This is a genomic window from Mycobacterium riyadhense (genome assembly GCF_963853645.1).
Lineage (GTDB): Bacteria > Actinomycetota > Actinomycetes > Mycobacteriales > Mycobacteriaceae > Mycobacterium > Mycobacterium riyadhense.
Genome location: NZ_OY970456.1, coordinates 266,425 through 282,122, shown reverse-complemented (window position 1 = coordinate 282,122; position 15,698 = coordinate 266,425). Strand labels below are relative to the sequence as shown.

Below are 15,698 nucleotides of genomic sequence, written 5' to 3'. Positions count from 1 at the left end.
GATACCTGGCACACCGCAACGCAGATATGCCCTTCCCGTCGCGAAGGAAAACCCTGAAACTCCCAACTTGCCGCCGCGCTTACGATGGTGTGACGCGATTCACGAAGCCGGTGCAACGGTGCGCCGGGGAACGGCAGCCGAGAAGTGTGGGACTTCGAAACAGACCCGGAATACCAGGCGAAGCTGGACTGGGTCGAAAAGTTCATGGTCGACGAGCTCGAACCGCTTGATCTGGTCGCCCTCGACCCCTATGACAAGAAGAACGCCGACATGATGGCGATCCTGCGGCCGTTGCAGCAGCAGGTGAAGGACCAGGGGCTGTGGGCCGCGCATCTGCGGCCCGAACTCGGTGGGCAGGGTTTCGGGCAGGTCAAGCTCGCATTGCTCAACGAGATCCTGGGCCGCTCTCGCTGGGCGCCGTCGGTGTTCGGTTGCCAGGCACCGGACTCCGGGAACGCCGAGATCCTGGCGTTGTTCGGTACCAACGAGCAGAAGGCCCGCTACCTGCGTCCGCTGCTCGACGGCGAGATCACCTCGTGCTATTCGATGACCGAACCGCAGGGCGGTTCCGATCCGGGATTGTTCGTCACCGCCGCAACACGCGACGGCGATCACTGGATCATCAACGGGGAGAAGTGGTTTTCCACCAACGCCAAGCACGCGTCGTTCTTCATTGTCATGGCCGTCACCAACGCCGAGGCCCACACATACGAGAGGATGTCGCTGTTCATCGTTCCGGCCGAGACGCCGGGCATCGAGATCGTGCGCAATGTCGGCGTGGGGGCAGAGTCCGGCAAGCATGCCAGCCACGGGTACGTGCGCTACAACGACGTTCGCGTGCCCGCCGATCACGTGCTGGGCGGCGAGGGCCAGGCTTTCATGATCGCGCAGACCCGGCTTGGCGGCGGCCGTATTCATCACGCGATGCGCTCGATTGCGCTGGCGCGCCGGGCATTTGACATGATGTGCGAGCGAGCGGTGTCTCGGCAGACCAGACATGGGCGACTTTCCGACCTCCAGATGACCCAGGAAAAGGTCGCCGACAGCTGGATCCAGATCGAGCAGTTCCGGCTGCTGGTGCTGCGCACCGCATGGTTGATCGATAAGCACCATGACTACCAGAAGGTGCGCCGCGACATCGCCGCGGTAAAGGTCGCGATGCCGCAGGTGCTCCACGACGTCGTACAACGGGCCATGCATCTGCACGGTGCGCTTGGCGTCTCCGACGAGATGCCGTTCGTCAAGATGATGGTGGCCGCCGAATCATTGGGGATCGCCGACGGGGCCACCGAACTGCACAAGATGACGGTAGCCCGCCGCACACTGCGTGAATACCAGCCCATCACAACGCCTTTCCCGTCCCAGCACATACCGACACGACGGGCGGAGGCCGAAGCTCGGCTGGCCGAGCGCCTGGAACACGCGATCGCCGAGTTTTGACGGCGAGCAGACGCAAAAGGCCCCCAAAATGGCCATTTTGGGGGCCTTTTGCGTCTGCTCGCCGGGCTCACGTGATGTAGCGGACGACGCTCTCGGCTACACAGGCCGGCTTGGGCGACCCCTCGACCTCGATGGTGGTCGACACCGTCGCTTGTACGGACCCGTTGCCGAGATCATCGACGCTGACCAACGAACTATTCGCACGCACCCGAGAGCCCACCGGCACCGGCGCGGGAAAGCGAACCTTGTTAAGACCGTAGTTGATTGCGAGCTTGACGCCCTTGACGGTGTACATGTCGTGCTGCAGCCGCGGCAGCAGCGACAGCGTCATGAAGCCGTGCGCGATGGTCTTGCCGAACGGACCCTTGGCCGCTCGTTCCGCGTCGACGTGGATCCATTGGTGGTCGCCGGTCGCGTCGGCGAACAGGTTGACGTCCGCTTGAGTGATGGTTACCCAGTCGCTTTGCCCAATGGTCTCGCCGGCGGCGGCGGCGAGGTCGGCTACCGACTCGAAGGTGCGCATGAGAGGTAAGCATAGAACCCAGGCGGTTGCTGCTGATTGCCGACAGGGATCTCGATCGACTTTACCGACGCCGATGTGCATATGACCGGTCGTCGCGACGGCTGCGGGTCCACTGTCCCCCAATTGGAGGACGGCCGTGATCCTCCCGCCAGCGGAATCGTGGTTCCCACTGTCGCCGGCTATCTGTGGGATAGCAGGGCACGCCAATTTCCCGAACACTTGATCGCGAAGCGGTAATCCACCACAGCCCCATCCAGCTAGCCGACACTGGCGGATCCCAGAACTAAGGCTGACGCCAAGGATGGCAACGAACCGCCCGTGGTGGATATGCCGCTTTCAGATTGACTACCGCCAAATCGCTGTCCTGACTGACGGATTGGCCGTCCTCGACACGATGGTCCTAACGCTGCAAGAACGGCACTCATGAGCGATTCACTTCCGATGGCGATCGACTGCCGGTATCTGATTCACCGCTACGGCCGGCTCACCGCGGTCGACGAACTGACACTGCAGGTACGGCCCGGCGAGTTCATGGCTCTGCTCGGCCCGAACGGCGCTGGCAAGTCCACAGTCGTGCGTTTATTCACCACGTTGGCTCCGGTACAACACGGCGAATTGCGCATATTAGGTCTGGACGCCCGCCGCCATGGCCTGGACATTCGCTGCAATATCGGCTACGTGCCGCAGCAGCTTTCGGTCGAGCCCCTTTTGACAGGGCGAGAGAACGTGCAGTGGTTCGCGCGGCTATACGGCGTGCCGCGCCGCCTTCGCTCCGACCGCGTCGACGAGTCACTCGCTGCGATGCAGCTGCTCGACGTGGCCGACCGGCCCGCCGCCACCTACTCCGGTGGCACAGTGCGCCGGTTGGAGCTGGCGCAGGCCCTGGTCAACCGCCCGTCGTTGCTGATTCTGGACGAACCGACCGTTGGACTTGATCCGATAGCTCGTGAAAATGTTTGGGCCCAAGTGCAACAGCTGCAGGCGGCTTTCGGCATGACAGTGCTGCTGACGACCCACTACATGCAGGAGGTGGAGGCGCTTTGCGACAGGGTCGCACTCATGCACCAAGGTAGGTTGCGGGCGGTCGGAACGCCCGCCGAATTGAAGTCCACGGTAGCGCCGAACGCCACCCTCGAGGACGTATTCCGGCATTACGCTGGTTCGGACCTCGACGACGACCACCGCGGACGGTCGTCGTGAAGTCCGTTCCCGCAGAAGGCTTATCCGCCGTGTCAGCTGAGGAAGCCGCCCACCCGATCATCGTCCGCGCTCCGCATGGCTGTCACCGCGCCCGCGGCATGGTGGCGGGCATTGGAACGTTCGCGCTCGTCGAACGGCAGAAAATTCGGCGCGACCGCACCCAACTCGTCAGCCGGATGGTGCCGCCGATGCTGTGGCTGCTGATCTTCGGTACCACCTTCAGCCGGGTCCACGCCATAGACACCGGATCGGTGTCCTATCTCGACTATCTGGTGCCGGGGATTATCGCCCAGTCGGCCTTGTTCATCTCGAGCTTCTATGGGATCCAAGTCATTTGGGATCGAGACGCCGGCATGCTGGCCAAACTGATGGCGACACCCACCCCAGCGTCAGCGTTGGTCACCGGCAAGGTGTCGGCCGCGGGTGCGCGGGCAGTACCCCAGGCCGCCGCAGTGCTGGTGTTGGCCTATCTCATTGGCGTGCACCTGACCATGAATCCGCTCCGACTGCTGGCGGCGATAGTGATCGTTGTGCTCGGCGCTGCGTTCTTTGCCTGTTTGTCGATGACGCTCGCCGGACTGTTGCGTAGCCGCGATCGCCTGATGGGGATCAACCAGATCATCACCATGCCGTTGTTCTTCGCATCGAACACGCTCTACCCGGTCCAGGCGATGCCCGCATGGCTGCGAGGGCTCAGCACGGTCAACCCGCTCAGCTACGAGGCCGACGCGCTGCGGACGTTGCTGATCGGCACCCGCTTCAACCCGTTGGATATCGCCGTTCTGGTAATCGCGGCCGTACTGGGGATATCGGCCGCGTCAGCACTGTTGCGCCGGCTGGTTCGATAAGGCCAAGCAGGCCGATTCCGCGCCGACACTCAATCGTTAGCCAACTGCGACGTCTCGTCCCGGAGGCGACAGACCGAACACAGCACCCGGCTGTGTTTCACTCCCCCAGAACGGATTCGACCGCGGTGCACGGCACCAAGAGACGATGAAAGTTGGGATGGGTAGAACTATGTCGTTCTTGAAAGAGATGCGGCGGTTGCGTTGCGCAGCGATCGGTACGCCGCGCCGGCTGGCTATCGCGGCCGTCGGAGCTGCCCTGTTGACCGGGCTCGTCGGTGCCGTTGGCGGTTCGGCGACCGCGGCAGCATTCTCCAGGCCGGGCCTCCCGGTGGAATACCTCCAGGTGCCGTCACCGTCGATGGGCCGCAACATCAAGGTCCAGTTTCAGGGTGGCGGCCCGCACGCCGTCTACCTACTCGACGGCCTCCGCGCACAGGACGACTACAGCGGCTGGGACATCAACACCCCGGCCTTTGAGGAGTACTACCAGTCCGGCCTATCGATGGTCATGCCCGTGGGCGGCCAGTCCAGTTTCTACAGCGATTGGTACCAGCCTTCGACGGGCAACGGCCAAAACTACACCTACAAGTGGGAGACCTTCCTGACCCGGGAAATGCCCGCCTGGCTGCAGGCCAACAAGGGTATTTCGCCGACCGGCAATGCGGCAGTGGGGCTTTCGATGTCCGGCGGCTCATCCCTGATCCTCGCCGCGTACTACCCACAGCAGTTCCCCTACGCAGCGTCACTGTCGGGCTTCCTCAACCCCTCCGAGGGCTGGTGGCCGACGCTGATCGGCCTGGCGATGAACGACTCGGGCGGCTACAGCGCCAACAGCATGTGGGGCCCGTCCAGTGACCCGGCCTGGAAGCGCAACGACCCCATGGTCCAGATTCCGCGCCTGGTGGCCAACAACACCCGGATCTGGGTCTACTGCGGTAACGGCACACCAAGCGACTTGGGTGGCGACAACATGCCGGCGAAGTTCCTGGAAGGCCTCACGCTGCGCACCAACCAAACCTTCAAGGACACCTACCAGGCCTCGGGTGGACGCAACGGCGTGTTCAACTTCCCGACCAATGGAACGCACTCGTGGCCCTACTGGAACCAGCAGCTGGTTGCCATGAAGCCCGACATCCTGCAGGTGCTCAACGCCGCACCCGCCCCAGCCGCCCCAGCCGCCCCGGCCGCCCCGGCCGCCCCGGCACCAGCCCTCACCCCGGTAGGACCCGCCTGAGATAACCCAGCCAGCATCGGCAGCAGCGCAACGGCCAGCGCTGCTGCCGATGTTTTTTTCCCGCTGACTAATTCAACAAACCACGCCGGTCGGCGTGGAAGTAGGTGTAGCCCGTCGTCGCCGCGCAGATGATCGAGGCGACGGCCAACATCTGGGATCCGGTGACCACCACGCTGATGACGCCACCGGCAGCGGCGCCGACGGTGAAACTGGCGTAGAGCAGAAAGTAGCCGAGCCAGTCCTCCACTCTTCCGCCGGCGATGTGGCGCTCGATACCCTGGCCCATCTTGACCAAGGTGCCGGTCACATAGCTCAACGGGACCGACACCTCACCGTCTTTGACGAAAGACGTGTTCAACGAGCCAATACCGAAGACCACGAACAGGATCGGCACGAAATCAACCATGCCCTCTTCCCAGCCGCCAATGACGATGTCCAGGGCGGTGGCGAACACCAGACAGAACGTGGTCAACACGGTCGGCCCGTGCGGATGCGCGACCCAGAAATGCCGCCGGCACACCGATGCGATCACCACGCCGGCAAGGAAGCACACAATGAGCAACGACGCGGTGATCGACAGCCACACCTCGTCGCGAAAGACGCCGAGCACCGCGCGCTGCGCGTTGCCGGTCATGAAGGTCACGAAATATCCGGCGGAGTGGGTGTATGCGGTTGCGCCCAATACGCCGGCTAGTCCCGCCAGCACCCAGGACAACCTCGCCTCACTGTCGTAGATCTCTTTTTGCACACGAGCATGCTTCCAGACACCCGCGGCCCGCGCAGGCTAGGCGGCGGTCAGCCGGGCGATCGACCGCAGCGGAATCGGCAACCACGTCGGCCGGTGCCGCGACTCATAGCCCGTCTCATAGACGGCCTTGTCGAGCTCGTATGCGGCCAGTAGCAACGCCGAATCTCGCGGGTCAACGCCGGAGGCGGCCGCATAGCCGTCGCAGAACGCGGTGCGGTTGCGCTCGACCCATTCCCGGGCGCGAGCGGCCAGCTGCTTGTCGGTGCCCTGGTCCACAAGCGGCCCGTAGGCGGCGTATTCGAACGAGCGCAATACGCCGGCCACGTCGCGCAGTGGCGAATCGGGTGCTCGCCGTTCGGCGAGGGGCTGACCAGGCTCACCTTCGAAGTCGATCAGCAGCCAGCTCTCCGGAGTGCGCAGTACCTGTCCGAGATGCAGATCCCCGTGCACCCGCTGAACGGTGATCGTTTCGCCCGCGAGCTTGCCGAATCGTTCTTCGAGGGTGGTGATGTACTCCCTCAGTTCGGGCACCGCCGCCACGGCCTTCGACAGCCTGGCCAGCACACGGTCCACCGGAAACTCCGCCTGCGCCGTTCCGAGGCGGTCGGCCAGGGTGGCGTGCACCGATGCGACCGCTTCGCCAAGCCGATAGGACTCGCCGGCGAAGTCGCCGCCGACCTCGTGGGCGTAAAGATCGCCTTCGGCGAACAGGTCACGAACGCTCGCGGTGGCCATCGCCCAGCCTTCGGCCGCATTGGCTGCGAACGCCGTCGCCATACCCAGCGGGCACACCGCGTCAGGACCTGCACCGCCATCCGGCCAAGCGATCTCATAGCTGCCCAGCAGCCGGGCTACATGCGGGTTGCCGGCCCGGCCAAGCACCCGGTTGAGCTCGATATCCGGATTGATGCCGCGGCTGACCCGGCGGAACACCTTGAAGATGGCCGCCGGCGCGCGATCGAAGATCACGCTGGTGTTGCTCTGCTCGGCATCCGAAACTCGGGGAAACGCGTCCAGCGGTAGCTCGACGTCTGGCTCCCTGGCAAACGTCACCTTGGCGTCCGACGTGCCTTCGGCCGAGCCACGGACCGCCGACGAATCGATCAGCGACAGCAGATACTGGGCGGACGCGCCGTCATAGAGCGCGTCGAAAGCGGTGTGATCGTCAGCGGAGCCAATGGTGGCCAGCGCGCTGTACTCGGAGACCGGCTCGGAATCCCACCCGACGATGACCTGGTACCGCTCCGCGGAGCCGTCGGTATAGCTGACGTCGACTAACACCAGGTCCAGATCATCTCGCAGCTGCACCACCAGGCCGGGCGCGGCGGCCGATAGTTCGCGGTTGCGTCCGGCATACCACCGCTGCTGCGGAAGCCAGTCTGACCAGGCCAGCTCGCCTAGACGGGTCATTGCTCCTCCTCGGATGCGGACAACTGGAACCAGTAGAACCCGTGTCCTGGAAGTGTCAGTAGATACGGCAGGTGCCCGATACGCGGAAACTCCACCTGCCCGGTCAGCTCGACCGGCGTGTAGTTGTTCCACTGCTGCAGGTTCAGTTCGATCGGCTGGGGGAACCGCGACAGGTTGTTCACACACAACACCACGTCACGCTCCGCACCGTCGTTGGCTCGGGTTTCTCGCACAAACGCGAGAACCGACGGGTTGGACCCACCCAATTCGTCGAATGACCCGACGGCGAACGCGGCGTGGCGGCGCCGCACCGTGAGCATGGTGCGGGTCCAGTTGAGCAACGATGTTGAGGTGTCGCGTTGCGCCTCGACGTTGACGGCCTGGTAGCCGTAGACCGGGTCTTGGCTCGGCGGCAGGTAGAGCCGGCCCGGGTTGGCGGTGGAGAATCCGGCGTTGCGGTCCGGTGTCCACTGCATCGGAATCCGGACCCCGTCGCGGTCACCCAGCCAGATGACGTCACCCATGCCGATTTCGTCGCCGTAATACAGCACCGGCGAGCCGGGCAGCGAGAGCAGCAGCGCATTGAACAATCGGATCTGATTGAAGTCGTTCTCCAACAGCGGCGCCAATCGGCGGCGGATGCCGACGTTGGCCTTCATTCGCGGATCCTTGGCGTACTCGGCGTACATGTAGTCGCGCTCTTCGTCGGTGACCATCTCCAGGGTCAACTCGTCGTGGTTGCGCAGGAAGATTCCCCATTGCGCCATATCGGGGATCGGCGGCGTCTGCGCCAGGATCTCCGAGATCGGAAACCGCGACTCCCGACGCACCGCCATGAAGATGCGCGGCATCAGCGGGAAATGAAAGGCCATGTGGCATTCGTCGCCGCCGGTGCTGGGTTCGCCGAAGTACTCGACCACGTCGGCCGGCCACTGATTGGCCTCGGCCAGCAGCACCCGGCCCGGGAACTCGTCGTCCACCACCTTGCGGACCCGCTTGAGGAAGGCGTGCGTCTCGGGCAGGTTCTCGCAGTTGGTGCCCTCCCGTTCGAACAGGTAGGGCACCGCGTCCAGACGAAACCCGTCGATGCCCAGGCCGAGCCAGAAACGCAGGACATCGATCATCGCCTCCTGCACCGCCGGGTTGTCGTAATTCAGGTCCGGCTGGTGAGAGAAGAACCGGTGCCAATAAAACTGGCGGCGGACCGGATCGAACGTCCAGTTCGATTCTTCGGTGTCGACGAAGATGATCCGGGCGTCGGTGTACTTCTCGCTGGTGTCGCTCCAGACGTAGTAGTCCCCGTAGGGTCCGTCAGGGTCGTGACGAGACTCCTGGAACCATGGGTGCGACTCGGAGGTGTGATTCATCACCAGGTCGGTGATGACCCGGATGCCGCGCCGGTGTGCGGCGTCGACGAGCGCGACGAAGTCGTCGACGGTGCCGAATTCGGGCAGCACCTTGTAGAAGTCCCGGATGTCATAGCCCCCGTCACGCAGCGGTGAGTCGTAGAACGGCGGCAGCCAGATGCAGTCGATGCCGAGCCACTGCAGGTAGTCCAGCCGGTCGATAAGTCCACGCAGGTCACCGGAACCGTCCGCACTGGCATCGAAGAACGCCCGTACCAATACTTCGTAGAACACCGCGTGCTTGAACCAGGTCGGGTCGGCGGGCAAGATCGCGGCGTTGCCGAAGTCCTCGGCGGTCGGGTGCTCGACCACGCCTCGTTCGACATGACTGCCCGCTGCGGGATGGTGCTCCGGATCCTGCCTGAAGGCGTCCCCCTCGTGGTTCATCAAATCCACGATGCCATGGGTACCCGAGGTGCGACTATCGGAATCACGCCCGGCGCCAAACGAATTGGCCTGCGGCTGGGCAAGTTAGGCCGGCGGCCCCTCCGCCAAGGTCACGTTCTCGGTGCGGGCAACCCCTGACTTGGATGTCCAGCTAATCGAGACCACGTCCCCGGGGTGGTGTGGTGTGAGCGCATCCGACATCGCGGTGGCCGAATTGATCGGCACACCGTCGATGGCGGTGATCACGTCGCCGTTGGAGATCCCGACGGACGCGGCGGGAGCGCTGCCTACTACGCGTTGCACCTTTGCGCCGTTGCCGTTGTTGTCGACAACGCCGAGGCCGAGGAAGGCCGTTGGTCCAACGTGCACGGTGGGCGAACCACCGCCAGACCGGATCTGGCCAACGACCGACATCGCCTGACCTATCGGGATGGCAAAGCCCTGCCCGCCCTGGGACAGTTGGAAGTTTTCCGAGGCGGCCGTGTTGATGCCGACCACCTGCCCGGCGTTGTTGACGACCGGCCCACCCGAGTCGCCGGGCTGGATCGCGGCGTCGAATTGGATCAACCCGTTCAGCGTCTCTTCGGCGCCGGTGAGGGCATCGGATGCCTGCACGGTCTGGCCGACTGCAACGACCTTGCCGGCCAGCGCACGTGGCGTTCCGCCTTGGCCACCGGTGTTGCCCATGGCCACGACCGGCTCGCCCACCGTGACCCCACCACCGATCGCGGCGCTGGGCAAGCCACCGGCACCACGAAGCTGCAGCACCGCAATGTCCTGGCTGCGGTCGTAACCCACGACGTCGACGCCGTAGGTTCGGCCGTCGGCGACACTGAACGCGCTGATGTCGGTGGCGCCAGAGATCACGTGATTATTGGTCAGCACGACGCCGTTAGGATCGATCACGATACCGGTACCGGCTCCCACCGCGTTGTTGTAGCCCAGTTTGGTGTTGATATTGACCACTTGCGGGCCCACCTGGGCGACGGCGGCTACGGGGTCGAGTGGCAGCGCCGGGAAGTTCTTGACCGGAGCTGCCTGCGCGGGCACCGGCGGCGTGGCCAGACCAAAGCCGAGCACCGTAAGCGCGGCCACCAACCATGTCCACCTGAGCGAACGGTGGCGCGATTTGCTCATCCCGTAACCTCCTGCGTCGGGGTAAGAGTCGGAATAGTCCCAGCCCCTGGGGTCCGGGCGGCGTAACTTTATCTATCCACCGTAGTCCAGATCGCGATCGAAGTCGCTTAGTGAGCCCCCGTCAAGCCCCGGATGCCGGCGGGGCCGGCGTAATCGGATGCCTGAGGTGGTGGCTGAGGTTGCCGACCATGTCGATGAGGGTGAGGTCCCGATACGAGAAGCGCCACTGGCCTTCGACGCGTTCGAAATGGTCGTGGTAGCGGCCGGCGACAATCGGCTGCAGCGCAAACTCTTCGGTTTGCTGTAGCACCGTGTAGTAACTGCGGCAACGTGCGGTGCCAGCGTCCTCGTCGACCTCGACGATCGGGTTGCTGACCAGGTGCTTGGTACGCGGCGTCCCGTCCGGATAGAGCACAATCAACGACTTCCAGATGCCTAGCAGCCGCGCCGCGTCAATGGTTTCGTCCGTACCGATCCGGATCCGTGCGTGCTCGAAGAGCGCGGCCGCCGCCGCCAAGTCGCCGCCGTCGATGCATTCGGCATAGCGATACAGGAGATTGGTGATCTGCGTCTCCGCGAGCATGCGGTAAACCTATCCCGCCGGCCATAAGCTGACCCGGTGGCCGAATTCGACCCGAAGGTCAGGTTCGCACAGTCTCCGGTGGCGCGACTGGCCACCATCACGCCCGACGGCATGCCGCACCTTGTTCCAGTGGTATTTGCCCTCGACCACGACGTCGTCTACACCGCCGTCGACGCCAAGCCGAAAACAACACGACGGCTGCGCCGCCTCACCAACATCGAGACCAGTCCCCAGGCCAGCGTGCTCGTCGACCACTACGCCGATGACTGGACGCAATTGTGGTGGATTCGGGTCGACGGCGTCGCCGCGATCCATCGTGACGGCGAGGTGATGCACACCGGATACCGGCTGCTGCGCGCCAAATACCCTCAGTACCAATCGGTTCCGTTGGACGGGCCGGTAATCGCGGTCGCCGTACGCCGCTGGTCCAGCTGGCACGCCTGACATGGGCGATATCGGCTCGGGCCTTGTGTTGTGCGGCGGTTGGGGGAAAAGTTGCTACTGCGTCCTGTGGGCTGGAGCACACCGCGTGCGCACTGCCCCGGGGGAACTGGAGGATAGTCATGGCCGACAGAGCGAGTGCTTCCCAGGGCGCGGGAGCAGCTCCCACCGCGGACGGTCCGGAATCCGTTCGCAACGTGGTTCTGGTGGGCCCATCTGGTGGCGGCAAAACCACCCTCGTCGAGGCCCTGCTGGTCGCGGGCGGGGTGTTGTCTCGACCGGGCTCGATCGTGGACGGCACCACAGTCTGCGACTTCGACGACGCCGAGATCCGGCAACAGCGCTCGGTTGGCGTCGCGGTGGCCTCGTTGTCGCACGACGGCATCAAAGTCAACCTCGTCGACACGCCGGGGTACGCCGACTTCGTGGGTGAGCTGCGCGCCGGGTTGCGCGCCGCGGATTGTGCGCTGTTCGTGATCGCGGCAAACGAGGGCGTCGACGAGCCGACCAAGTCGCTGTGGCAGGAATGCAGCCAGGTCGGCATGCCGCGAGCGGTGGTGATGACCAAACTCGACCACGCTCGGGCGAACTACCCCGAGGCACTGGCCGCCGCGCAAGAGGCGTTCGGGGACAAGGTTTTACCGCTGTACTTGCCCACCGGTGACGGCCTGATCGGGTTGCTGTCGCAAACCCAGTACACGTACTCCGGCGGCAACCGGATCGAGGGGCTCCCGGACCCGTCGGAAGCCGATCACATCGAGGAGGCGCGCGGCAGGCTGATCGAGGGAATCATCGAAGAGTCCGAGGACGAGTCGTTGATGGAGCGCTACCTCGGCGGTGAAGCGATAGACGAATCGGTGTTGATTCAGGATCTGGAAAAGGCCGTTGCCCGCGCCTCGTTTTTCCCGGTGATCCCGGTGTGCAGCAGCACCGGTGTCGGAACACTGGAATTGCTGGAGGTGGCCACCCGCGGATTTCCCTCGCCGATGGAACACCCACTGCCGGAGGTCTTTACGCCGCAGGGCGCTGCGCATGCCGAGTTGGCCTGCGACGTTGACGCACCCTTGCTGGCGGAAGTGGTGAAGACGACGTCCGACCCGTACGTCGGCCGGGTCAGCCTGGTGCGGGTGTTTTCCGGCACCATCCGACCGGACGCGACGGTTCATGTGTCGGGCCATTTCTCGTCGTTCTTCGGAGACGGTAACGGGGCGGGCAGTACCCACCCCGACCATGACGAAGATGAGCGCATCGGAGTCCTGTCGTTCCCGCTCGGCAAGCAGCAGCGGCCGGCCCCGGCCGTGGTGGCGGGTGACATCTGCGCGATCGGCAAACTGAGCCGGGCCGAGACCGGGGACACACTGTCGGACAAGTCCGAACCGCTGGTCCTCAAACCCTGGACCATGCCGGAGCCCCTGCTGCCGATCGCTATTCAGGCACATGCCAAGACCGACGAGGACAAGTTGTCGGTGGGGTTGGGTCGGCTGGCCGCCGAAGACCCGACACTGCGGATCGAGCAGAACCAGGAGACCCATCAGGTCGTGCTGTGGTGCATGGGCGAGGCGCACGCCGGCGTGGTGCTCGACGCGCTCGCCAATCGGTACGGCGTAACCGTGGACACGGTCGAGCTCCGGGTACCGCTGCGAGAAACCCTCGGCGGCCACGCGAAAGGCCATGGCCGTCACATCAAGCAGTCCGGCGGGCACGGCCAGTACGCGGTGTGCGACATCGAGGTCGAGCCGCTGCCGGAGGGCGCCGGGTTCGAGTTCCTGGACAAGGTGGTCGGTGGAGCGGTGCCGCGGCAATTCATCCCCAGCGTGGAGAAGGGCGTCCGCGCCCAGATGGAAAAAGGGGTGCACGCCGGCTACCCGGTGGTCGACATCCGGGTCACGTTGCTCGACGGTAAGGCGCACAGCGTCGACTCCTCGGATTTCGCGTTCCAGATGGCCGGCGCGCTGGCGTTGCGGGAGGCCGCGGCCGCGACAAAGGTGATCCTGCTCGAACCGATCGACGAGATCTCGGTGCTGGTGCCCGACGATTTCGTCGGCGCGGTGATGGGTGACCTGTCCGGTCGCCGCGGCCGGGTACTTGGTACCGACACTGCCGGCCACGAACGCACGGTGGTCAAGGCCGAGGTGCCGCAGGTCGAATTGACCCGGTACGCAATCGACTTGCGTTCACTGGCACACGGGGCCGCGTCATTCACGCGTTCGTTCGCGCGCTATGAACCCATGCCCGAATCCGCCGCGGCCAAGGTGAAGACCACCGCGTAGCAACTCATGTCGACGGTCAACGGGCTTCCGGCGCACGTCCTGCTCAACCATGTGGTCGTTGTCCTGGGACCGCTGGCAGCGATACTGGCCATCCTCTGCGCGGTGTGGCCCGCCGCGCGAGGCAGGCTCATCTGGCTGGTTCTGGTGCTCAGCGCTATCACGCTGATCGTGACCCCGCTAACCACCAGCTCCGGTGTGTGGTTAGCGGGAAAGATCGGGAACTCACCCGCAATTGACAGCCATGCCAAGCTCGGCGACACCCTGGTCTACATCATTGCGACACTCGTGGCCGCCATCACCGTGCTGGCCGTCGTGCACCTGCGCCAGGCACGCGGCCGTACCGTGAAATCCGCTGCGCACGTGGTGGTCGCCGTCGTGGTGATCGCTGCCGCGGCCGCCACGCTGGTGCAGACCTACCGCGTCGGCGAATCCGGTGCCCGCGCCGCTTGGGGCTCCATCGCGACGTCGCAGTAACTGCGGTTATCGGCGGCCGAACTGCTCCGCCACCGCGCGGCGGTCCAGCGAACCTTTGGCGGTGTGCGGCAACTCGGCCGTCACCTCAAAGCTGGCGGGAATCTCGAAGGGCGCCAACCGGTCCCGGCAGAACGCCGTCAGTTCCTCCGGCGTCGGGGCGGTCTCGCGGGGCACGATTGCCGACGCGACAGCCTCCCCGTAGATCGGGTGCGGCACGCCGAACACCGCTGCCTCCATGACGTTGGGATGGCCGGCCAGGATTCCCTCGACGCGCTCCGGCGAGATCTTCTCACCGCCCCGGTTGATGAGCTCCTTGATCCGGCCGCGGATGCTCAGGTCACCGGCCGCCGACACTGACCCCAGATCACCGGTGCGCAGCCAACCGTCGGTGAAGTTCGCAGCGGTAATCGTCGGATCTCCCAAGTAGCCACGCACCACGGTGCTGCCATGGAGCCAAATCTCCCCGACCGCACCCGTCGGCAACGTCGATCCATCGGGCCCGACGATACGGACCTCGGCTCCGGTCGATTGGCCGACGAGACCGGTTGACTCAGCGGGGTTTTCGTGTTGGTCGAGGCCGGTCGTGCACACCTGGTGGGTTGCTTCGGTCATGCCGAAGGCACACACCACGGGCGCGGCGAACTCGGTCTGCAGCGCCTGCGCCGCTTCGGTAGTGAGCGGCGCGCTACAGCTGCGGATGAAGCGCAGTGCCCGCTTGCGCCCGGACGGCTCGGCTCCGACACGTTCCAGCAGGATCTGATGAATCGTCGGCACCGCGGTGTACCACGTGGCGCCAACGGCGTCGATGTCGTCCCAGAACGTGTGCGCCGAGAACCGCCCGCCGGCGGGAAGCAACACCGTGCCGCCGGACGCCAGGCTGGACAGCAACGCGGCCATCAGGCCGTGGCCATGGTAGAGCGGCATCACCGCGACGGTGGCGTCCTGCGGGCCTAAACGGTACCCGGCAATAATGGCCCGCACCGAACTGGCGATGTTTCCGTGCGTCCAGGGAACCATTTTGGGAAACCCGGTGGTCCCCCCGGTGAACATGATCATGGCGTCGTCGCGCCGCAGCCCCTCAGGCGTCGCGACGACCGAATTCGGTCCCGTGGCCGCGTCCAAGTGGACCGAGCGCGTGGCGTCGCCGACCGCCATGGTGATCGGCCACCAGCGGACGGTCGGCTCTCCCTCATCACCGGGACCTTCGCCGTCGGTGAGCACAGCCCGGGCTCCCACAGCCTCGCTGCGGGCGCGCTGGTCGCTGACCGGCAACGCCGGATCCAACGGAACCACAATCAGATCCGCTCGTGATGCGGCCAATAACCCGACGACGAATTCGGCGTTGCTGGCCGTCCGCAACCCCACGCGGTCACCCGGCATGAGGCCGGCCCGCGTCAACTGCTCGGCCAGGTCATCGGTTAACCGGATCAACTCCTGGTAGGTGATTGCGATGCGGTCAGCGGTGACAACGAGCGCCGGCGCATCCGGCAACCGAGCCGCCGCTGCTGCTACCAGATCGGCGATACGTGGGCTGCTGGTGATCACGTCTGATGTCATCACGTGCGCTCCTTCCGTAGTAGCTCCCATTCAGCCGCCA

At 64.9% G+C, this 15,698-nt stretch carries 13 protein-coding genes and 1 pseudogene; 7 read left to right on the top strand and 7 right to left on the bottom strand.

Going from position 1 to position 15,698, the window contains the following annotated elements; genetic code table 11:
- Positions 1–144: 144 nt before the first annotated feature.
- Positions 145–1,440, top strand: a complete 1,296-nt coding sequence (locus AADZ78_RS01215; RefSeq protein ID WP_085252333.1) for an acyl-CoA dehydrogenase family protein — start codon at positions 145–147, stop codon at positions 1,438–1,440.
- A gap of 67 nt (positions 1,441–1,507) precedes the next feature.
- On the opposite strand, the gene AADZ78_RS01210 is transcribed toward AADZ78_RS01215, so the two are convergent.
- On the bottom strand, positions 1,508–1,963 hold the full coding sequence (locus AADZ78_RS01210; protein ID WP_085252334.1) for a MaoC family dehydratase: 456 nt from the start codon (positions 1,961–1,963) through the stop codon (positions 1,508–1,510).
- Positions 1,964–2,386: 423 nt separating this feature from the next.
- On the opposite strand from AADZ78_RS01210, the pseudogene AADZ78_RS01205 reads away from it, so the two are divergent.
- The 3 genes and pseudogenes from AADZ78_RS01205 (at position 2,387) to ag85C (ending at position 5,245) form a co-directional block, all read left to right on the top strand.
- Positions 2,387–3,203, top strand: a pseudogene (locus AADZ78_RS01205) (ATP-binding cassette domain-containing protein).
- On the top strand, positions 3,193–4,011 hold the full coding sequence (locus tag AADZ78_RS01200) for an ABC transporter permease (RefSeq protein ID WP_085252335.1): 819 nt from the start codon (positions 3,193–3,195) through the stop codon (positions 4,009–4,011). Before AADZ78_RS01205 ends, AADZ78_RS01200 begins: the two are co-directional and overlap by 11 nt.
- Before the next feature lie 169 nt (positions 4,012–4,180).
- Positions 4,181–5,245: a diacylglycerol acyltransferase/mycolyltransferase Ag85C gene (gene ag85C, locus AADZ78_RS01195; RefSeq protein ID WP_085252336.1), complete on the top strand. Its 1,065-nt coding sequence runs from the start codon at positions 4,181–4,183 to the stop codon at positions 5,243–5,245.
- 67 nt (positions 5,246–5,312) lie between these two features.
- Here the strand turns inward: ag85C and AADZ78_RS01190 are convergent, their stop codons facing one another.
- The 5 genes from AADZ78_RS01190 to AADZ78_RS01170 form a co-directional block, all read right to left on the bottom strand.
- Positions 5,313–5,993 carry a YoaK family protein gene (locus AADZ78_RS01190; RefSeq protein ID WP_085252337.1) on the bottom strand — a complete coding sequence of 227 codons (681 nt, stop codon included), beginning with the start codon at positions 5,991–5,993 and terminating at the stop codon, positions 5,313–5,315.
- A gap of 36 nt (positions 5,994–6,029) precedes the next feature.
- Positions 6,030–7,403 (bottom strand): maltokinase N-terminal cap-like domain-containing protein, encoded by a 1,374-nt coding sequence (locus AADZ78_RS01185; RefSeq protein ID WP_085252338.1) that lies wholly within the window; start codon positions 7,401–7,403, stop codon positions 6,030–6,032.
- Positions 7,400–9,196 (bottom strand): maltose alpha-D-glucosyltransferase, encoded by a 1,797-nt coding sequence (treS, locus tag AADZ78_RS01180; RefSeq protein ID WP_085252362.1) that lies wholly within the window; start codon positions 9,194–9,196, stop codon positions 7,400–7,402. The genes AADZ78_RS01185 and treS overlap by 4 nt, the downstream gene beginning before the upstream one ends.
- A gap of 84 nt (positions 9,197–9,280) precedes the next feature.
- Positions 9,281–10,333, bottom strand: a complete 1,053-nt coding sequence (locus tag AADZ78_RS01175) for a S1C family serine protease (protein WP_085252339.1) — start codon at positions 10,331–10,333, stop codon at positions 9,281–9,283.
- Positions 10,334–10,454: 121 nt separating this feature from the next.
- The gene (locus AADZ78_RS01170) at positions 10,455–10,916 is read right to left on the bottom strand and encodes a nuclear transport factor 2 family protein (protein WP_085252340.1); all 462 of its coding nucleotides are present in this window, start codon (positions 10,914–10,916) and stop codon (positions 10,455–10,457) included.
- 36 nt (positions 10,917–10,952) lie between these two features.
- On the opposite strand from AADZ78_RS01170, the gene AADZ78_RS01165 reads away from it, so the two are divergent.
- The 3 genes from AADZ78_RS01165 (at position 10,953) to AADZ78_RS01155 (ending at position 14,101) form a co-directional block, all read left to right on the top strand.
- Complete coding sequence (locus AADZ78_RS01165) at positions 10,953–11,360, top strand: TIGR03668 family PPOX class F420-dependent oxidoreductase (RefSeq protein WP_085252341.1); 408 nt, start codon at positions 10,953–10,955, stop codon at positions 11,358–11,360.
- 119 nt (positions 11,361–11,479) lie between these two features.
- Positions 11,480–13,627 carry an elongation factor G-like protein EF-G2 gene (locus tag AADZ78_RS01160; RefSeq protein WP_085252342.1) on the top strand — a complete coding sequence of 716 codons (2,148 nt, stop codon included), beginning with the start codon at positions 11,480–11,482 and terminating at the stop codon, positions 13,625–13,627.
- Positions 13,628–13,633: 6 nt separating this feature from the next.
- Positions 13,634–14,101 carry a DUF2231 domain-containing protein gene (locus tag AADZ78_RS01155; RefSeq protein WP_085252343.1) on the top strand — a complete coding sequence of 156 codons (468 nt, stop codon included), beginning with the start codon at positions 13,634–13,636 and terminating at the stop codon, positions 14,099–14,101.
- 6 nt (positions 14,102–14,107) lie between these two features.
- On the opposite strand, the gene AADZ78_RS01150 is transcribed toward AADZ78_RS01155, so the two are convergent.
- Entirely contained in the window at positions 14,108–15,658 is a 1,551-nt protein-coding gene (locus AADZ78_RS01150; RefSeq protein ID WP_085252363.1) for a FadD7 family fatty acid--CoA ligase, read from the bottom strand.
- Between the last annotated feature and the right edge of the window lie 40 nt (positions 15,659–15,698).